We start from the raw sequence: 18,744 nt of genomic DNA on the forward strand, positions 1-18,744 counted from the left end.
CCTTGGGCGACGAGCGCGTCGCCTCGCGCGCTGCTGAGCTCCGCGGACGCCCCGTCCGCCTCGTGCGGACACGGCGGAGGCACCATCTCCGCCTCGTTCGGCTACGGCGGAGGTGCCGTCTCCGCCTCGTCCTGCGGGGGGCCCTCCAGCTTGATCTGCACCTTCAGCTTCCGCTTCTCTCCGTCCCCCTCGATCTGCACGTCGACCTTTCCCTCGACCCCTTGCGCCGCGAGCTGCTCCATCACCTGCCGCCGCGCCGCTTCCACGTCGTCCTTGTCGAGCACGTCCAGATCGAGCAGCTCGTGCCCGAGCTTTGCTCCCAGCGTCCCGCGCACGGTCCCCGCCAGCACGTCCTCCCGGATCTCCGCGCCGGCGAGCGCCGGGAAGGCCGCCCGGATCCGCTCGGCCGCGTCGCCCTCCGGCACCTCGTCGCCCCACACGTCGAGCGTCAGCGTCGTCGCCCCGTCCCCGCGCCGCCCCCGCACCAGGACCCGCGCCCTCCGCTCCGTCTTTCCCTCGCCGCGCACGGCCGCCATGAGCGCCTCGGGCTCGGGCAGCTCCGCGCCGTCCGCCACCTGGATGCGGATGCTCCGTCCCACGGGCACCTCCACGTCCGCCGGCGCCACGCACGCCGCCGCCCCGCACACCGCTGCCGCCGCCGCCACCACCAGCGCCTTGCGCAACCAGAGCCGCTTCATCGGGACCACCTCCTGCTCGGGGTAGAGCGGGCCGAACGCCGCCATCAGCTCGCCTTCGAGCTCGCGCGCGTGCTCTGGCCTGAGCGGCGCCGGCTCCCCGAACAGCCGGCGCAGCTTTCGTCGCACCTCAAAGCCCAGCATTGGAAACACCCTCTCCGCGGGACTCGCCCGCGTCCTGCTCGGCGCGCGCCTCGAGCCGCGCCTTCAGCTCGCGCAGCGCCCGCGACGCCCGCTGCTTCACCGCGTCCGCACGGAGCCCGAGGAGCTCCGCGATCTCCTGGTGTTTCAGCCCGTCGCCGTACCGCAGCACCAGCACCTCCCTCGCCTCCGCCCCGAGCGCCTCCAGCGCGTCCCTGACCGCGCGGAGCTCCTCGCCCCGCACGAGCGCGTCGAGCGGCGTCCCCGCCTCGTCCGCGAGCACGCCCGCGAGATCGTCGATCGGCGCCTCGTGCCGCGCCGCCCGCGCGTGGTCGATGACCAGGTTCCTGGCCATGGCGAGCACGAACATCCGCGGCGTCCCCTTGCGCCGATCGAACTCTCCCAGCCGCTCCAGCAGCCTGTGGAAGACCCGCGCGACGAGATCCTCGGCGTCCTCCCGCCGGCCCACGCGTCGCGAAACGAAGCGCGCCACCGGGTCGTACAGCTCCTGGTAGAGCGCCCGGAACGCGCCGCGATCGCCGCGCCGGGACGCATCGATCAGCTCGCAGAGATGGTCATCGCGGGAGGGCCAGAGGAAGCTCATCGCGGGGCTCACCCTCCTCTACGGCAGAGGCGCCAGAAGGTGACAGGCGAGCGGTCGATTCGTCGGCTGCGGTTGCGCTGGACGACCCGGCGACGGCGCGCCAGCAAGGCCTCGATGACCCGGCTCGCCCGTTCGGGATCGAGCGGGCCGACGAGCGGCATGACGAGCACCCCGCCGGCGATCGGCAAGAGCGGTGTCGCGAGCTCCCGGAGGATCGGATCTCTCGATCCAGGGGTCCCGAGGATGACGCCCTTTCTCGTCGCCGTGCTTCAGGTGTCGAGCACCGTCCAGTCCTGCTCCGCCGCCCACGTCGAGAACGAATGCCACCCGACTTCGGGGTAATCGTGCCGGAGCCGGACGATATCGGCCGAGAAGCCCGCGCGCTCGTACCACGCGAACATTCTGGCCATGGCCTCGCTGCCGGCGCGCACGGCGTCGAGCGGGAGCTCCACGTACTGGATCTTCTTGCCGGACGCGCGGGTGATCGCCACCGCTGCGTCCAGCGCGCAGACCTCGTCCGAGGCGATGTCGATTCGCACGCCGAGGAACGGCTCGCGCTGCTCGAGGACCAAGGCGGTGAACAGGGCGACGTCGGCGACCGCGATCTGCTGGAGCGTCCGCGTCCCTGACATGGCGATGAGGAGCTTGCCCTCGCGGAGGCCGGGCAGGAGAAAGACGCGCAAGAAGTTCTCCATGAAGAACGCCGGGCCGATGATGGTGAAGGGGACATCGAGCGACCGCAGGTGCCCCTCCACCTGGAACTTGCTGTCGAAGAGCGGCACGCCGGTGCCACGATCGGCGCTCGCGACGGAGGAGTAGACGACGTGTCCGACCCTGGCGGCCTTGGCGGCGTCGAGCACCGCGCGCGCCTGTCGGATCTCCAGGTCGGCCCCTGCCTCGGACGGGGCCATCGCGAACACGGCGTCACAACCTGCTGCAGCGCGCTCGATCGATCCTTGATCGTCGAAGGACCCTACCGTGAGCTCCGCGCCGAGCTGGCGGAGCTGCGAGGCCTGGGGGCCATCGGCGCTCCTCGTGAACGCGCGCACATGGTGCCCTCGGGAGAGGAGGGTTCGAGCGACAGCGCCGCCCTGCCACCCGCTCGCCCCCGTGACGAGCACTGTCAGTCCAGTACGGTTCCAAGCCACGTCATTCACCTCCATGACCATGCGCCTGAGCGGCCTTGCGGGGGAGGGCCAGCGCAGCCACGCCGTCGAGGAACTCCCACAGCGCGGTCCATTGCGCGATCGCTCCGCGCCATGTGGCCGCGAGCGATGGCCCGCGCTCCTTGACCAACGCCGCGAGCGCGCCGGAATCCTCGGCGTGATCGACCTCGAGCACCTCGTGAATGGTCAGCCAGGCGAGCGCGTCCGGCGAGATCGCACTCTGGCGCCGGATCTCGTCGCCTAGGCAGCGATCCATCTTCTTCGCGAAGATCTCTGCGACGATCAGCGCGCCCACGGCCTCGTAGGGATCATCAGCCTCGAACAGCGCCGTGGATCGCTCACCGAGGCGTTTTCCGGGCCTGAGCACGTCGCCTCGGGCGTCCCTCGGACGCCAACCATCGAGGCCAGTCACGAACCGATCCAGGAGATCACTGTGGATCTTCTTGCAATCGCCGTTGCCCAGCTCGTCATTCAACTGCTTCGCCATGAGTGAGGCGATGCGGCGGTCGTCGATGCGGGCGATCGTCTGGGCGAGCCAGCGGACGAAATGGGGGGAGATGCCAGCGTGGGTGTTCGCCACCAGGAACCAGATCGCCCGCAGATCGACGGGGTTCTCCCTGAGCGACACGAACAGCGGGTGCGCCGAGACGTCCCGTGCCTCGTATTCGTCGACGAGGCGTGTCGCCGGTAAAAGAGTTGTATCCTCGGTACGCATTTCAATTGCACTGGTCACGTTCATGCTCTCCTTGTTGCATCAGAGCGGTGCTCAGACGAGCGTGATACGAGCACACCAGGTGCGCCGAGATGAACCCCCCTGGGTCCTCCTGACGTCCTTGGCGGCCTATATCATTCGGGTGACTGCACCAGACGCGGGTGAGCCCGGCTCTGGATCAGCTCAGGGCTAGAGGCCCGCTCGACCACCCAGTGGCGATCGGAGACCTGGGCGATGTCGACCTCAGCAAGCCCAGCGCTTCGGCAGCAGGCGCGAACCTCGTCCAGCGTCAGCGCTGCGTGAAGCGAGTTCCGGAACAGCGCGCGCTGGTAGGGCGTGTCGCCGCCGGCATGACGCTGGACGAGGTCCTCGAGGTCCCCGAGGGTCGCCGGTCGCAGCAGGTCCTTGATCAGGATGGCCGCGCCTCGCCTGCCCACGCGCTGTGCCTCTGCGAACAAAGTGGTCGGGTCCGCCAGGTGATGAGCCAGGCTGTTCGACACCACGGCATCGAAGGCGCGCTCGGGAAACCCCGTGGCCTTCGCATCGCCGCGCGCGACGTGGATGCGGCGGCGCGCAGGCGACGCGCCAGCGCGCCGCCGCGCGATCGCGAGCATCGCCTCGGCCAGGTCGATCGCCGTGACCTCGAGGCTGGACAATTCGGCGATGCGGATAGCGATGTCGCCAGGCCCGGTGCCGATGTCGATCAGCCGGCCCTGGGCGGGCGCGAGCTGGACGGCGCGCCGGGCGAAGGCCTCGTTGACGACGTCGTTGGAGATCGCCGCGTACTCGGCGGCGTCCTCCTCGGTGTCCATCGCTTCTGGCTCCAGGATTCGAGGTAACATCACAGGTGCTCCACCGAGCGCCGGGACGCCATGCGGGACTCGTAGCCGGTGAGGACCTCGTGGAAAACATCGTAGTCGCCGGCGACGAAATACATGGATTGCAGGCTGGAGAACTCGATGTCGTATCCGATGACATCCATCGAGTACGGGCGGATCTGCGCGTCGCCCCTGCATGCGAGGCGGCCCTCCCGGTGCGACGAGAGCAGCGCTGCGCCGAACAGCCGGAACTCGTCGGCCGTGCCGATGAGGCCAAACTCGACGCTCCACAAGAAGATTCGACTGAGCTCGGTCTGCTCCGAGGGGGTCGCGCTCGCTTCCATCCCGGCGCGGCGGGCCGACGCCTCTGCCAGGGCGATCTCCTCCGGCGACGCCGACTGGCTCATCAGCGTGGACATGTGCCGGTTCGCCTCGTAGAGCCAGCGGTCGTAGTCGTTTCCACCGGCCACGATCATCATCTGCGCGAGGCGTTGCAGGTAGGTGCGGTGCGCTGCGCAGAACAGCATCGGTAGGTGTCCCAGCACGTCGTGCACGAAGTCGGGCGCCGGCGCGTGCTCGATGTGGTGCTCGCTGCGCATGAAGGCGGCGATTGGAAACACTCTCCTCGCGAGGAGAGTCGCATATACGCGCGATGGGATATAGCCGTCCACGCTGGTCGCCATCCACCCGATCTCTTCGAGGCGGCGGCTGATCTCCTGGATGGACGGGATCCGGAGGGGATCCAAGTCGAGGCGAGCGAACCCCCTCAGATACGCCGGATCGACGTGGTCCCTTAGCTCGTCGAGCATCGCCGTGTGGGCCGCCATCGTTCGTCGCCACACGCAGGGAGCCCCGCGATCGTCGCCGAGCGTGTGGTGCGGAGCGATGTACCTGCTCACGTCCGGTGGCATCGAGTCCGAGATGAGTCTCTGACACTGGGTGGACATGAAACTCCTTGGAGCACCTCACAAGACCTACGGCCACCGGCCGGGTCCGGTCTTGTTCGGCGCTCTGGAGTCGACGGTATTGGCGATCCGTCATGGGAGGATCTTAGAGTTCCTTAGTTCGTCTCAGGCTTCGCGTGGGTGGAAGCTCACCGAGAGCGAGGGCTCCAGCACATACCCTCTCTCGGCGGTGTGCAGCATCTCACCGAGACCAAGGCTGCGCAGCACCGCGATCGTGTTGTAGAGGCGGTTCATCGCCGCGCCGACGAGGATCCGCTCGTCTGGCCAGCCGACTTCGATCAGCGTCGACATTGCGACGGGCTGCCCCGGTGCCGTGTCCAGCTGCTCCACCAGGCGAAGGAGCAGCCGTCGCATGGCGTGGCGCCGCCGCATGCTCACCCTCGCCCCGCCGTGTGCGCGGAACCACATGCCGTCGGGACCTAGCTCGAGATCTGCGGTCCGCTCGGCGGCGGACGCCGCCGGCGCGCATCCGCTGGTGCGAGGGGTCGTGCCCGTGTCCTCGGCCTCGACGTCCGATCTGGTGGGGCGGGCCGCCGGGGAGCCTTTGCCCTCGCGCAGCTGCGCGAGGCGAGCAAAGCGCTGCTGAGCTCCCTGATGGTGCGCCCGAGCGTCGATTTCCTGCCCGCTGCTGTGGGCCCCTCGGGCGCGAGTGAGTTCGAGCAGGCCATCGAGCGGCTCGGCGAGGACGCCAGAGCACACGACGTCGGCCCGCTCCTCGGCCAGGCGCCTCGCGTGTGCCAGGTGCCCCTCGGCGAGGGAGAAGCGGTCCTGGGCTACTTCGATGAGGCCGCGGGTGGCCGCGCCGACGATCTCCATGACCCCTCGGCACCACGCCGGGAGGTCGGAGGCGCTGTCGCGGCGGCGGGCCGTGCGCTCCGGCAGGTCGGCCGACCTACTCTTGCTGTCGTGGTGCTCGGCCTCGAGCTGAACGAAGGTGGAGAGATCGGCGAGCTGAAGCGCGAGCTCGCAGCACTGCAGCGTGAGGTCGAGCGCTCGCGCGAGGCTCTCGCGGGAGGTGGCCGGCTTGCATCTCTGGCATGGCATCTCGGGTGTCCCGATTGACGAACGGAGATGCGCATGGGCATCCGAATGGCCAGCGTTGCGGTGGCCGATCCGAGGATCGCGCCCCGCCACCTCCGTTGTCCGAGCGTCCGAGGTGGCGGCGCACGTCACCGTGTCGGTGGGACGCGCGTCGTCTACATCGCGTACCAGGTGAGTCTCTTGGCTCGTGTGGCGCTTGATCGCATCCGCTCGCTGCTGGCCCCGACGGGTATGTTTCGGCACAAAGGTCTCCTGGAGTGGCGCGGCGCGGAAACGCGCGTCCGCATCAATGGCCTTTGTCTCGCAGCCCTTTCCGCCCAGCCAAGGGCATCGCGATCGTTCGCGTGGCGCCGGTTACCTGATTCCATCGCGACGAACGAGGAAGCGATGGTGACGAGTGTGGAGTGGGTCGAGCGGGTCGAGCGATGCGAATGGATCGGGCTGAACGTCGAGAAGTTCGCGCGGCGCGAGGGCTACAAGCCAATATCGCTCTTGCGCCGGTAAACACGGTGCTTGAGCTCAGCGAGCTCGGCCTTGACCTGCCCCAGGTCGCTCTTCAGGTGGGGCGCGTAGCCGCGCCAATCACACTCGTAATCGCGGTCGTCCAGGGGGTCGAACGACCAGGTTTGATCAAAATTCCGATCTCGAGCTGGAAGCGCTCTTCTGGCCGGTCATCGTCGTGACATATCGACGCTGTCGACGTGCGTGACGATCCCGAAGATGTTCTCCGGAACCGCAGGCGGATGCGAAGAGGACGAGAGGGCCCGCACAAAAAACGAAGAGCGCTTCATGCCCTTGAGTGTTTCCGGAGCGCGCCCGTTCCGTGATGGAAAGCGGCAGAAGCAGGACAGTTCGAGCATCGCGGGGTTCACATCGACGCCACGAGGCTCACAGCTGAGCGCCCATGTGACCGCGGCTCGGCTGCCCTAACCCCGGCCGGGTCGCTGCGCGCGTGATCCGCGGGGGCGTGCCCGCTCAGCGGGGCGGCCCGGGGTCCGCCGCACGCGGCTTCGCGCGGAGCTCCGCGAGCGTCCACTGCGCCACGCCGCGCGCCCCGTCGATCGTGAAATGCACGCCGTCGGGCCGGATCGCGCCGTCCTCGTACATGCGCCGGCACTCGCCCCCGGGGCAGATGTTCTCCTGGAGGTCGAGGAGCGCGACGTCGGGCAGCGTCGCGACGACCTTCCGGATCGAGCGGTTGATGCACGTGACCTGCTCGCGGACGTCCTTCGTCTCCCAGTCGCCGAGCGCGTAGGGGACGGTCGCCATCCAGACGCGCCCGTGCGGGTTCCGGAGCTTGTCGAGGTTCGTGACGAGGTTCGTCTCGAAGCGCTCGTGCCACGCCGGCTTGCACGCCTTCGTCCACTCGTCGTTCGCCGTGATGCCGTGCATGAAGGCGCCGCCGAGGTAGAGGACCGTGGCGTCGGGCTTCGCCTGCGCGAGGAGCGCGGGCCACTCGGTCATGCCGCAGAGGTCCGCCATGATGGTGCAGCCGTCCCGCCCGTGGAGGTCCACCGCGAGCCCGCGCTCGTGCAGGCCGCGGAGCGCCCAGCCGAGCGTGTTCGCTGTCGAGTCGCCGACGACGACGACGCGGAACGTGACGTCGTCCTTCACGACCGCGGTGACGAGCGCGTCGAACATCGCGGAGCCCTTCGGCGCCTCGCCGTCCTGCGCGTGGGTCGCGCGGACGGCGATGAGCAGACCGAGCGTGACGCCGGCCGGCACCGCCCAGAACGAGCGCCCCTTCGGCAGCCCGCGCTCGCGGATCGGCCGCTCGAGGAAGCGGTAGGAGACGAGCGCGACCGCGAAGGTGATCGCGAAGCGGAGCGCGGTGAGGGCGGGGCCGTGCAGGCGATCGCTCGACACGAACACGTGCACCGGCCAGTGCCAGAGGTAGACGCCGTAGCTGATGGTGCCGACCCACGCGAGCGGGCGCCACGCGAGCGCGCGCGCGACGAGGCTCCGCGAGCCCTGCACCGCGCACGCGATGAGGACGAGGGCCCCGAGCTCCGTGAGCCAGAACCCGCCGTGGTAGAGGAGCCACGACTGGCCGTCGAACACGGACCACGCGATCGCGAGGCCGATCGCCGAGGCGACGCCGGCGCCGTCGAGGAGGCGCACCGCGCCCGCGGAGAGCTCGGCGCGCGGCGTGAGCACCGTCGCGAGCGCGGCGCCGAGGAGGATGCCGGAGGCGCGCGTGTCCGTGCCCATGTACACGCGCGTCGTGCTCTCCGGCGCGAAGAGGACGAGCATCGCGATCGCGGAGAGCGCGGCCAGCGTCAGCGTGAGGACGAGCACGCCGCGGCGCGACCACCGCGAGAGCACGAAGACGATGACGAGCGGCCAGACGACGTAGAACTGCTCCTCGATCGCCAGGCTCCACGTGTGCTCGAGCGGCGAGCGCGACGTGAAGATCTCCCAGTAGCTCTTGTGCGCGTAGATGGCGCGCCAGTTCGCGACGTAGCCGAGCGTCGCGAGCACGTCGGCGCGGAGGCCGGCGAGCGCGCTCGGCGGCCCGAAGAGGCGCCCGTGGAGCACGACCACCGGGACGAGCGCGAGGAGCGCCGGGAGGAGCCGGCGCGCGCGGCGGATCCAGAAGTCCTTGAGCGAGATCGCGCCGCGCGCCTCGTGCTCCGCGAGGAGGAGCGACGTGATGAGGTAGCCCGAGAGGACGAAGAAGAGATCGACGCCGAGGAAGCCGCCGCGCAGCATCCCGTTCGCGTGGAAGAAGAGGACGCCGAGCAGGGCGAGCCCGCGCAGCCCGTCGAGCGCGGGCAGGTGCGGGAAGAGCGGGCGACGGGCGGGCGTGTCCACGAGGCGAGGGGCGAGACTATCAAAACGCCCGGGCGGCGCCTCCCCTGCCGCGCGCTCGCGTCGCGCGGATCGCGCCGTGGTCGAGGTTACTCGTCAGTAATGATCGCCCTTCTTCGTGACGCCGAAGGGGATGAGCTGCGACGGTTGACCGTTGATCGTCGTCCCCCCGGCCTGGATCATGTGCGCCAGATCGAGGAACTCGGCCGGGAAGTTCAGCTTCGGAGCGGTGAGCGCGTCGAGCGCCGCCGTCTGCTCCGGCGTGAGCTTCACCTCGAGCGCCCTCACGTTGTCGTCGAGCTGCGCCAGCGTGCGCGCCCCGATGATCGTGGACGACACCGTCGGGCGCGCCTGCACCCAGCTGAGGGCGACGCGCGCGACGGTGGTCTCGAGCTGCTTGGCGATCCGCTCGAGCTCGTCGATCACCGTGTAGCTCCTCTCGTCGAGGTAGCCCGCGGCCCACTGCCGCCCTTCCGGCTTGACCGTCGCGGCGTTCCTCCGCGTGTACTTGCCGCTCAGGATCCCGCTCCGCAAGGGCGACCACGGCGTCACCCCCAGCCCGAGCTCCTGGGCCATGGGGATCAGCTCCCCTTCGACCGTCCGCTCGAGGAGCGAATACTCGATCTGCAGCCCGATGAACGGCGCCCATCCGCGGAACTGAGCGATCAGCTGCCCTTGCGTCACCTTCCACGCAGGGGTGTCGGACACGCCGATATAACGCACCTTCCCCGACTGGACGAGATCGTGGAGCGCCGCCATGGTCTCCTCGATCGGCGTGAACTTGTCCCAGTTGTGCAGCCAGTAGAGATCGATGTAGTCGGTGCGCAGCCGGCGGAGCGACTGCTCGCAGGCGGCGAGGATCGATTTGCGGTTCGAGCCGCCGCCGTTGGGATCACCGACGTACAGGTTTCCGCTGAACTTCGTGGCGATCACCAGCCGGTCGCGCTTCTGCCGGTCGTGGCCGAGGTGATCCCCGATGATCTTCTCCGAGTGTCCTTTGGTGTAGAGGTTCGCCGTATCGATGAAGTTTCCCCCGAGCTCGATGAAGCGGTCGAGGATGGCTTCGGAGTCCTTGACGCTGCTCCCCCAGCCCAGGTCTTCGCCGAACGTCATGGCGCCGAGGCAAAAGGGGCTCACCCGCAGACCTGAGCGACCGAGCGTGACATAATGATCGAGCGGCATCGCATCACCTCTGGAACTTGTTCCGTTTCGAACAGTTCAATATTGAACTAGTAGCGCCGCACCGCTCCATCGTCAAGCGCGAGCAGAGAGAACATGGACAAGCCTTCGCCCTGGGAGCTCTGGACGCTGAACTTCGAGTTCAGCATGGCGGTCATGGCCGAGGTGGAGCCCGAGGTGCGCGCGCTGGGGCTCGAGATGAAGGAGTTCTTCCTCCTCGGCAAGCTCGACGACCACCCTTACCCTGCCGAGCTGGCGCGCGCGCTGATCACGCCCAAGCCTTCGATCACCTTCATGGTGAAGCGGATGGAGGCGGCCGGCTTCGTCCAGCGTGAGACGGAGGCGGGCGATCTGCGGCGCTTTCGGCTGACGCTCACCCGCTCGGGGCGCAAGGCGATGGAGGCGGCGCGGGCGATCCTCGACGACGCCTTCGGGCGAAGGCTCGCGCGGATCTCGGCAGGTGAGCGCGCCGAGCTGGCGCGGCTCCTCACGCGGCTGACGGGGGAGCGTGCCCGCCCGCGCTGACGGCCGCCCTCGCGCTCACTCGTAGTCGCCCCTCAGCGCTTCGTAGAACGCGTCGCTCATGAGGTAGTCTGCCCACCACTGCTCGACCGGCGTCGCGCCCCGGCGCTGCTGGAAGAGCACCAGATCGTCCAGCTCGCCGTCGTACCAGCCCCACAGAAACCGGGCCCGCAGCACGTCCACGTTTCGCCTGCGGAGCTCGGCCACCGCGTCCTCGAGCGACTCGTCGTCGAACTCGTCGACCAGCGCCTCCGCCTCGTCGATGATCTCGCCGAGGTAGGCCAGCCCCTTCTTGGTGAGCTCGAACCGCGCCTTGCGGCGGTTGACCTCGACGAGGTCCGCGTTCACGAGCTCCTGCAGGACGTCCTCCAGCGGGCTCAGCTCGGACGGCAGCACGAGGGGCATCTCCATGCCTCCGTCGGCGGGCTTCAGGTCCATCTTCTTCAGCACGTAGATGCCGGCATAGACCAGCTTCTGCTCGCGCGACACGATCGGCTGTCTGCGTCCTTCGAACATCGTCTCACTCCGCGATGCGCCAGGCCTCTGCCTCGAGGCGGATATGCCGGCGACCGTCTGCGTCGGTGTCGAGCCACGCGTCGACGTCGCCGTCGGCATAATACACGGGGGTGCGCCCCGCCGCCTCCGGCCGCCGGATGCGCGCGGCGTGGGGGTTGCACATGGCGAGCACGATGGCGCGCTCGCCGGAGAGCGCGGCCGGCAGCCAGCGCTCGAGGAACGCCGACAGGAGCACGGTCACCGAGTAGTCCTCGGCGACCTCCTCGACGAAGAACTCGAGCTCCACGTCATCGGGCAGCACCTCCGGCTCGTCCGCGGCGTGCACCGCCACGACGAGCGCGTCGGTCAGCCGGAGCGGCCCTCGATCCGCGCGGCCATCCAGCCAGAGCGCGTCCACCCGGCACCAGCCGAACTGCGTGGACTCCACGTCCGGCTCGTCGCGGTGCTGTTCGAGGTTCAGCAGCTCCAGCGCGGGACGGCAGCGGAACGGGAGCTCGGAGATGCTTCGCAGGGGCTGCATCGCGGCGGCTGGCGCGCGGCTACGCGACCAGGCGCTCGGGCCTGCGGCCTCGCTCGCCGCGGCGGACGCCGAAGCGCGAGCCGGCGCCGGACTTGCCGCTCCCGAAGCGGCTGCCGCCGGCGTTGTTGTAGCGCCGCCCGGTCTGCGACGACCTGCTGTGGTCGACGCTGGACGGGTTCGAGGCGCGGTACGCCTCGCGGTGGGATCGCAGATCGGGCGCGCGGCCGGGCGGCGTGGTGTACGGCTGCGTGTACACCGGCACGTAATTCGGGCGCAGCGCCGACGACACCATGGCGCCGAGGAGCATGCCCGACGCCAGGCTCATCACCGGCGAGTGGTAGTACCCGTAGGGGCCGAACCCGGACGTCTGGATCTGCGCGGCGCCTTCGCCCGAGACGTCACGGCGGATCGTGAACACCTTCTCGGGGTCCTGCACGCCGCCGTCGCTGTTCTTGTCGAAGAACCCGGTGACGACCTGCGTCTTGGCGTCCAGGTCCTGTACGGCGACGCTGATGACCTCGCTCCCCTGGTAGATCTCGTTGACGCGCCGCTCGAAGTCCTCGGGCCCCTCGGCCGCCTTGAAGGCTTCGTTGACCTTGTCGAAGTCGAGCTCGACGCTGGTGTTCTCGGTGGTCGCCCAGCGCTCTCTGGACCGCCCGCCGCTGCCGCTGGAATCGCAGCCGGCGGCCGCGACGGCGAGGGCTGTCATGAGCACGACGGGCAGGGTGGTCTTCGTCATCATGTGGAGGGATCTGTCTGGTGCTGTTGGAGGATTCTGTCAAGCAGGCGCCGAGCCCAGCACCGGGAGCCCGCAGGCGCCGGGAGAGAACCTGCGCACGAGGGGGCGCCGCGCAAGATCCGCGAGATCATGGAGGGCACGGCAAGATCATGGAGGGCGCGACGCGTCAGGGCGCGCGCCGGCCGGAGCGGCCCCCGGGGCCGCCGGGCGGCGGCAGCTCGGCCGAGCGCAGCCGCTCGGGCAGGGGTCGGGTCGCCAAGCGCGGGGTATTCAGGTCGCCTTCGGCTTGTGGGTGGCGAAGAAGAGGCCCGGCAAGACGAGCGCCGCGCCGAGCCAATGGTAGAGGGCAAACGCCTCGCCGAGGAGCAGCCACGCCAGCACGGCGGTGTAGACCGGCGACATGTAGAGCAGCAGGCCAGTGCGGCTGGGGCCGAGATGCTCGGTGATATAGCTGTACGTGGCATAGGCGCCGACGCCCGGCACCAGGACCAGGGTCACCGCGGTGGCGACGGTGCGCAGGTCGAAATGCGGCGCCCCGCGGCTGGCCAGCTCCCAGCCGAGCGGCGGCAAAAGGAGGATCGCCCCGGCCAGCGCGATCGCGGTGAGCCGCGCCTGGACCCCCAGCGGATCGGGCCATCGCTTCAGCAGCACCGTGTAAAGCGCCCAGGAGATCGCCGCGCCGAGGATCATCAGGTCACCGGTGCTGAAGCTGAGCGCCAGCAGCGCCGCCGGGTCGCCGCGCAGCACGATGACCAGCACGCCGGTCAGCGCCAGCGCGGCGCCCAGGCCCTGGCGCCGGCTGAGCCGCTCTCCGAACATGGCCCGTGACAGCAGGATGATGATCACCGGCGAGACGGCGTAAATCAGGCCGATATTGGTGGCCGTGGTGGTGGCGGCGCCGTAATAGACGCCGGCGCCGCAGATGCCCATGCCCAGCAGCCCGAGCAGGGCATATCGGGCCCAGTTGCGCCGTAGCGCGGCGCGGTTGCGCCACAGTTCACGGCCGCAGAAGGGGAGCAGCACCAGCGCGACGCCCATCCATCGAAGCTCCGCCAGCGCCACGGGCGGGATGAAGTCCGCCGTGGCGCGCGCCAGCAGCATGTTGGTGGTGAACAGCGCCGGGGTGACGAACAGCAGGACGTGGGCGATGCGCTGCTGGCGGGACTCGGCGAAGCCGAGAGAGCTGGAAGCCATTGGCGCCGACAGTAGGGAAGCGCCGCTACCCTGGCCAGGGCTCGTCGTCCCGCTACGCCCCCCAGCGCTCTATCCCAACCCGCCTCGCTGCCTCCGCCGCTGTCGGCCAATACGCTTCTTCCCGCGGGATCTCGATCTGCCCGGCACCCCGGCCGCGCAGCACCTCCCTCTGCTCCGCCACGAGCGCCGAGATGTCCTCCACGCCCACCGTCCACTCCTCGGCGAACCGCCGCAGCGTCGCGCCCCGCAGACCGAGCTGGATCGCCCTCCGCGCGACCGGCGCGCCCGACGGATGGTGGTCCGGATCCCACTGGAGCCGCACGTCCGAGCGCTGGAGATCGCTCTTCCACGCCTCCTCGCTCGGGTGCAGCTCGGGCACGAAGCTCGACGGCACCGCGGCCGCCAGGATCGCATCGAACCCCGCGCGCTGGATGCGGATGGCCAGCACCGCCTCCTGGTCGGGCTTCGTGCCCCAGCCCGAGCGGAACATCATCCAGAGGAAGTTCGGCTTGATCCAGCTCATGCGGCCGAAGCTGAACTCCGGCCCTCCGAGCCGCTGGTGCAGGGCCGCGTGGCGCGCGATCGACGGACGGTACGCCTGGTAGACCACGATGGTCTCGGCGTCGAACTGCGCGAGGATGTGGCGTCCCGCCGAGGGCCAGCGGGCGGCCTGCGCAGCATACGACTCGAGCTCCAGCTTCTTCATCGCTCCTCCATCGCTCCTTCCTCGGGCTCAACTCGATCCGGCTTCCCTTGTCCGAGGCCTTCCCCAGCATAGCTCGCCCGTGCTGCGCCGCAGGGAGGCCGGACCGGCTGCGGAGGACCCCATGGAAACCCTCGTTCGCATCGCGGACGCGCTGGGGCGATTCAGCGCGCGGTACGTGCCCTCGGCCTTCGCCGTCGCGGTGCTGCTCACGCTGCTCGCGTTCGCGCTCAGGCTCACGTGGGCGGGCGCGGCGCCGATGGATGCTATGAAGGGCTGGGGCGGCGGCTCCTGGGAGCTGCTCTCGCTCCCCATGCAGATGGCTCCAGGCAGATGGCGCTCGTGATGTTCAGCGGCTATCTGCGGGCGCTCGCCGGGCCGCGCGTAGCGGCGCGGCTCACAGCGCCATCGGGAGCTGATCCAGGATGCGCACGAGCTGCTCGCAGAGCCGTGCCCTGCTGAACTGCGCGATCTTGACGGCGTTGTCGTTCGGGAGCGTGCGCCACCCGCCCTGCATGCGATCGAGCAGCCAGCGCGCGATCCCGAGCACGTCGCACGGTTGGAAGTGGTAGCCCGCTTTATGCTCTTTGATGATGTCGGTCGCCTCGCCGTCGGGTGCGATCGCGAGGATCCCCTTCCCGAGCGAGAGATACTCGAACATCTTCGCCGGCACGACGCGGTGTGCGTTCTCGACGTCGCTCAGGAGCATGCAAAGCGCGTCGGCGGATCTCATCCAGTCGATCGAGCGCGAGTGGTCGCAGTAGGGCTCGAGGCGCAGGCGACATCGCGTCTTCTTGACGCGGTCGAGCAGCCTCTCCTGCTGCTCGGTTCTCCTGCCCACGATGACGAGCTCCAGCTGCGCGAGCCGTTCCGGCGCGGATGCGTCGAGCACCTCAATCGCTGCGATCAGCGGCTCGATGCTCGTCAGATTCCAGAGCGTGCCCGTATAGACGAGCCGGAAGGTGTTCGGCTCTGATTTGGCGATGTCGGCCGCGGCCTGCCCAGGAGCGAAGTCGTCCTCGTCGAAGCCGTTGTAGATGCACGTCGACGCGGCGTGGCTGCCCGCCTCGCGAGCGCGGTCCTGAAGGCGCCGGGCGCTCGACTTTGTCGTGCAGATGAGGGCGTCGGCCTGCTGCAGGATATAGCGCTGCATCCTGCTCTGGACGGCAAAGGAGAAGGCATTCTGGCGCGCGTTCTCGAGGTAACGTTGGCTGATGTCCCATTCATCGCGGAAATCGAGGACGAGCGGCAGCCCGAAGCGCTTCTTCAACAGGGCTCCAAGGACGAGGTTCGAGTACGACGGGGCGGTCGCGAGGATGGCGTCGTGATGGATCCCGCGCAGGAGATGGCTGCCTGCGCGCAGCGCCGAGGGGAGCCAGAGCACCTGCGGATCGGGCTGCAGCGCGAGCATGGCCGCTCCGCGTAGCGCCCTGGCGAGGCGCCGGCGCGGTCCTTTCGCGGTCGTCGTACTCGTCGTGTCGGACGCGACCTTGGCCTTCATGCTGTAGCTCGGCTCCCACGTCCTCGCTCGCTCGATGTGCGTCTCCGCCGGGATGTCGCCCAGCAGGCTCTCGTCGGAGAGCGGCGCTGATGGGTTCGCCGCGACGAGCACGCTCGCCTCCCAGCCGAAGCGACGCAGGTACTTCACGAACTTGACCGGACGCTGCACCCCGGCTCCGCCGACCGGCGGAAAGTGGTAGCTGATGAGCAAGAGCCGCCGGTACCCAGCTGCTCGACGGAGAACGGCCCCGTCATCGGCGTCGCTGGCTGGCCTGTGCTGTCCTGTGACATCAAAATGAACGCTGTTGTCGAAGAGCATGGTTTCCCCCCTGATGATGAGACATTCATGCGATGTGCTGAGAGATCCACGAGAACTCGATGCTTCGCCCGTTCGCATGCTTTACGAGCTCGTGGACGAGCGCGCCGGTGACGCTTGATGTGTCGTGAAGGAGGATGATGTCCCCGCTGCGAGGCCTGTATCGCGCACCCCATGCAACTGCGGCTTCGGGAGATTTCATGGCGTAGTCGCGAGGGTCGGCGTTCCAGAGAACCACGGTGTGCCCATCGCTCCAGAGCTGGAAGAGCGCGCGCGCCGAGACCTTCCCCCAGGGCGGACGGAACAGAGGGCACGCGCGGCCGGTGAGATCCTCGAGGAACGCCCGTGTCGTCCCCACCTCCGCGCGCAGCAGCTGAGGAGACGCATGCTCCAGCGAGACGTGCGTGTAGGTGTGGTTGCCTATTTCGTGTCCGTCTGCAACCATCCGGCGTACAAGATCGGGGCGGCTCCGGGCCATGGTGCCGAGGACGAAGAACGTTGCGCGCACCCCGTGCTCGGCGAGCAAGTCGAGGAGTCGGGGGGTGCGCTCGGGGTGGGGGCCGTCATCGAACGTCAGCGCTATCTCGGCGGCGCCCCGGCCGTAACGTCCAGCGATGAGGGCGCGCCTGCGGGAGGAAGGCCCGCGTTCCAGGAGCATGCGACGGGGGACCGTCTGCGTCGCGAGTTGCTTGAGCGTCTGTCGTATAAAGCCCATAAGTGCCCCTTCTCGCCGCGAGCGAGCGCCGGCTTGCCGGCTCCGCGCCTCCGAGGGCGGAGAGGCGAGGACTTCGGCAAATGCAGACTCTGTGTGATTAGCAGGGTGTGGCGTTTTTGCAACGGTGTCGCTATTTGGTATAATTCTAACATTCCTGCATGCGTCGGAGACATCAGTGCTCGACATCAGGGGTGACCGGATGAGGGGTGACCGGGACGGCGCCGGCATGACCGTGGTTGGGCGCGGCGGGCCGGCCTGACCGTCGGGGCGCTCTGACCCTGGTTGCGACGCCGGCGCGCTCTGACCGCGCGGTGCCAGAGAAGTCATGTGATGCCTGGAGGTGTCCATGATCTATAGGGTGAAAGTCCCGGAACGGCATTCGGTCGAATCCGCATAGCTTGGGAGGCACTCCATCACTCCCGTGCCCGGTCCCTCGTCGGGGCCATCGCAAGCCGACCCCGCGCGCGGGGGCTTCCACAGCATCACTCGCCCGTGCTACGCCGCAGGGAGACCGGACCGGCTGCGGAGGATCCCATGGAAACCCTCGTTCGCATCGCGGACGCGCTGGGGCGATTCAGCGCGCGGTACGTGCCCTCGGCCTTCGCCATCGCGGTGCTGCTCACGCTGCTCGCGTTCGCGCTCGGGCTCACGTGGGCGGGCGCGGCGCCGATGGATGTCGTGAAGGGCTGGGGCGGCGGCTTCTGGGAGCTGCTCTCGTTCTCCATGCAGATGGCGCTCGTGATGTTCAGCGGCTATCTCCTGGCGCTCACCGGCCCTGTCCGCGCCGCGCTCGAGAAGATCGCTGCGCTCGCGGCCACGCCGCGGCGCGCGGTCATGCTGATGGCGTTCGTCTCCATGGCGCTGTCGTACCTGAACTGGGGTCTGTCGCTCGTGGCGTCGGCCATGCTGGTGCGCTTCGTGGTGCGCCGGCAGCCCGACGTGGACTACCGCCTCCTCGTCGCCTGCGCGTACTTCGGCATGGGCGCGACATGGCACTCCGGGTTCTCCGCCTCAGCGCCGCTCCTCGTCGCCACGCCGGGCCACTTCCTCGAGAAGACCACCGGCATCATCCCCATCGACGAGACGCTGCTCTCCGCGTTCAACGTGGCGCTCCTCCTCTCGGTCGTCGCCGTGATGACGCTGCTCGCAGGGCTCCTCCACCCGACGCCCGACCGCACCGTGAAGGTCGATCCGAAGGTGGTGGAGGGCTTTGGTCGCTTCGACCCACCCGCGCCGCCGGCCGCGCCGTCGCTGGCCTCCCTCCTCGACTTCACCCCCGTGCTGAACCTCCTCTTCGGCGCCGCAGGGCTCGTCTACGCGACGACCGTGCTGTGGAGCGGCTGGCGGAACGTCAACATCAACACGGTCAACTTCATCTTCCTCACCCTGGCCGTCCTCCTGCACGGCACGCCGGCGCGCCTCATCAAGGCCTCCGAGGAGGCGGCCAGCGTCCTTCACGGCATCGTCCTGCAGTTCCCGCTCTACGCGGGCATCTACGGCATCTTCAAGGCCACCGGCCTCACCGATCGCATCGGCGAGGCGTTCGTCGCCCTGAGCTCGCGGGAGACGTTCCCTGCGATCGTCTACTGGTACAGCGGCATCGTGAATTACTTCGTCCCCTCGGGTGGCTCGAAGTGGGCCATCGAGGCGCCGTACCTGCTCAAGGCAGCCTCCGACCTCGGCGTCGAGCCGCGCAAGGTCGTCCTGGCCTACGCGTGGGGCGATATGGCCACCGACCTCGTGCAGCCGTTCTGGGCGCTGCCGCTGCTCGCCGTGGCACGCGTGGAGTTCAAGGAGCTGCTCGGGTTCCTGCTTCTCGCGTTCATCGTATACGCACCCCTGGTCACCGCGGCGTTCCTCTTCCTCCTCTGAGCCCTCCGGCGCCCG

The 18,744-nt window shown here is 68.9% G+C and carries 20 protein-coding genes; 4 read left to right on the forward strand and 16 right to left on the reverse strand.

What is annotated here, in order from left to right:
• Nucleotides 1-101 precede the first annotated feature (101 nt).
• The 7 genes from WME82_RS48660 to WME82_RS48690 form a co-directional block, all read right to left on the reverse strand.
• On the reverse strand, nt 102-824 hold the full coding sequence (locus WME82_RS48660) for a hypothetical protein (RefSeq protein ID WP_438040898.1): 723 nt from the start codon (nt 822-824) through the stop codon (nt 102-104).
• A 1-nt stretch (nt 825) separates the two neighbouring features.
• The gene (locus WME82_RS48665; RefSeq protein ID WP_438040899.1) at nt 826-1,440 is read right to left on the reverse strand and encodes an RNA polymerase sigma factor; all 615 of its coding nucleotides are present in this window, start codon (nt 1,438-1,440) and stop codon (nt 826-828) included.
• 269 nt (nt 1,441-1,709) lie between these two features.
• Nucleotides 1,710-2,588: an NmrA/HSCARG family protein gene (locus WME82_RS48670; protein WP_438040900.1), complete on the reverse strand. Its 879-nt coding sequence runs from the start codon at nt 2,586-2,588 to the stop codon at nt 1,710-1,712.
• Nucleotide 2,589: 1 nt separating this feature from the next.
• Entirely contained in the window at nt 2,590-3,345 is a 756-nt protein-coding gene (locus WME82_RS48675) for an iron-containing redox enzyme family protein (RefSeq protein WP_438040901.1), read from the reverse strand.
• Between the two features lie 107 nt (nt 3,346-3,452).
• A complete protein-coding gene (locus WME82_RS48680; protein ID WP_438040902.1) occupies nt 3,453-4,130 on the reverse strand; it encodes a class I SAM-dependent methyltransferase in 678 nt (225 codons plus the stop codon).
• A 29-nt stretch (nt 4,131-4,159) separates the two neighbouring features.
• Complete coding sequence (locus tag WME82_RS48685) at nt 4,160-5,083, reverse strand: hypothetical protein (RefSeq protein ID WP_438040903.1); 924 nt, start codon at nt 5,081-5,083, stop codon at nt 4,160-4,162.
• 123 nt (nt 5,084-5,206) lie between these two features.
• The gene (locus tag WME82_RS48690) at nt 5,207-6,145 is read right to left on the reverse strand and encodes a hypothetical protein (protein WP_438040904.1); all 939 of its coding nucleotides are present in this window, start codon (nt 6,143-6,145) and stop codon (nt 5,207-5,209) included.
• Nucleotides 6,146-6,178: 33 nt separating this feature from the next.
• Between WME82_RS48690 and WME82_RS48695 the strand changes: the two genes are divergently transcribed.
• Nucleotides 6,179-6,646: a hypothetical protein gene (locus WME82_RS48695; RefSeq protein WP_438040905.1), complete on the forward strand. Its 468-nt coding sequence runs from the start codon at nt 6,179-6,181 to the stop codon at nt 6,644-6,646.
• A gap of 471 nt (nt 6,647-7,117) precedes the next feature.
• Here the strand turns inward: WME82_RS48695 and WME82_RS48700 are convergent, their stop codons facing one another.
• Nucleotides 7,118-8,956 carry a DUF459 domain-containing protein gene (locus tag WME82_RS48700; RefSeq protein WP_438040906.1) on the reverse strand — a complete coding sequence of 613 codons (1,839 nt, stop codon included), beginning with the start codon at nt 8,954-8,956 and terminating at the stop codon, nt 7,118-7,120.
• A 93-nt stretch (nt 8,957-9,049) separates the two neighbouring features.
• Nucleotides 9,050-10,135 (reverse strand): aldo/keto reductase, encoded by a 1,086-nt coding sequence (locus WME82_RS48705; protein WP_437743240.1) that lies wholly within the window; start codon nt 10,133-10,135, stop codon nt 9,050-9,052.
• Between the two features lie 93 nt (nt 10,136-10,228).
• Here WME82_RS48705 and WME82_RS48710 point away from each other — a divergent pair, with 93 nt between their 5' ends.
• On the forward strand, nt 10,229-10,657 hold the full coding sequence (locus WME82_RS48710; RefSeq protein WP_437743241.1) for a MarR family winged helix-turn-helix transcriptional regulator: 429 nt from the start codon (nt 10,229-10,231) through the stop codon (nt 10,655-10,657).
• Nucleotides 10,658-10,672: 15 nt separating this feature from the next.
• Here the strand turns inward: WME82_RS48710 and WME82_RS48715 are convergent, their stop codons facing one another.
• The 5 genes from WME82_RS48715 to WME82_RS48735 form a co-directional block, all read right to left on the reverse strand.
• A complete protein-coding gene (locus WME82_RS48715) occupies nt 10,673-11,170 on the reverse strand; it encodes a hypothetical protein (protein ID WP_437743242.1) in 498 nt (165 codons plus the stop codon).
• Between the two features lie 4 nt (nt 11,171-11,174).
• Nucleotides 11,175-11,690 (reverse strand): hypothetical protein, encoded by a 516-nt coding sequence (locus tag WME82_RS48720; protein ID WP_437856312.1) that lies wholly within the window; start codon nt 11,688-11,690, stop codon nt 11,175-11,177.
• A 19-nt stretch (nt 11,691-11,709) separates the two neighbouring features.
• Nucleotides 11,710-12,432: a hypothetical protein gene (locus WME82_RS48725; protein WP_438040907.1), complete on the reverse strand. Its 723-nt coding sequence runs from the start codon at nt 12,430-12,432 to the stop codon at nt 11,710-11,712.
• A gap of 267 nt (nt 12,433-12,699) precedes the next feature.
• Nucleotides 12,700-13,623 (reverse strand): DMT family transporter, encoded by a 924-nt coding sequence (locus tag WME82_RS48730; RefSeq protein ID WP_438040908.1) that lies wholly within the window; start codon nt 13,621-13,623, stop codon nt 12,700-12,702.
• Nucleotides 13,624-13,675: 52 nt separating this feature from the next.
• Nucleotides 13,676-14,329, reverse strand: coding sequence for a DUF4291 domain-containing protein (locus tag WME82_RS48735; protein ID WP_438040909.1), 654 nt, complete (start codon nt 14,327-14,329; stop codon nt 13,676-13,678).
• A gap of 121 nt (nt 14,330-14,450) precedes the next feature.
• On the opposite strand from WME82_RS48735, the gene WME82_RS48740 reads away from it, so the two are divergent.
• Complete coding sequence (locus WME82_RS48740) at nt 14,451-14,672, forward strand: TIGR00366 family protein (RefSeq protein WP_438040910.1); 222 nt, start codon at nt 14,451-14,453, stop codon at nt 14,670-14,672.
• A 51-nt stretch (nt 14,673-14,723) separates the two neighbouring features.
• On the opposite strand, the gene WME82_RS48745 is transcribed toward WME82_RS48740, so the two are convergent.
• Nucleotides 14,724-16,145, reverse strand: coding sequence for a glycosyltransferase (locus tag WME82_RS48745; protein ID WP_438040911.1), 1,422 nt, complete (start codon nt 16,143-16,145; stop codon nt 14,724-14,726).
• Between the two features lie 25 nt (nt 16,146-16,170).
• A complete protein-coding gene (locus tag WME82_RS48750) occupies nt 16,171-16,857 on the reverse strand; it encodes a polysaccharide deacetylase family protein (RefSeq protein WP_438040912.1) in 687 nt (228 codons plus the stop codon).
• Nucleotides 16,858-17,391: 534 nt separating this feature from the next.
• Here WME82_RS48750 and WME82_RS48755 point away from each other — a divergent pair.
• Nucleotides 17,392-18,729, forward strand: a complete 1,338-nt coding sequence (locus tag WME82_RS48755) for a short-chain fatty acid transporter (protein WP_438040913.1) — start codon at nt 17,392-17,394, stop codon at nt 18,727-18,729.
• Nucleotides 18,730-18,744: the final 15 nt, after the last annotated feature.

It is taken from the genome of Sorangium sp. So ce128 (assembly GCF_051525245.1).
GTDB lineage: Bacteria > Myxococcota_A > Polyangia > Polyangiales > Polyangiaceae > Sorangium > Sorangium cellulosum_B.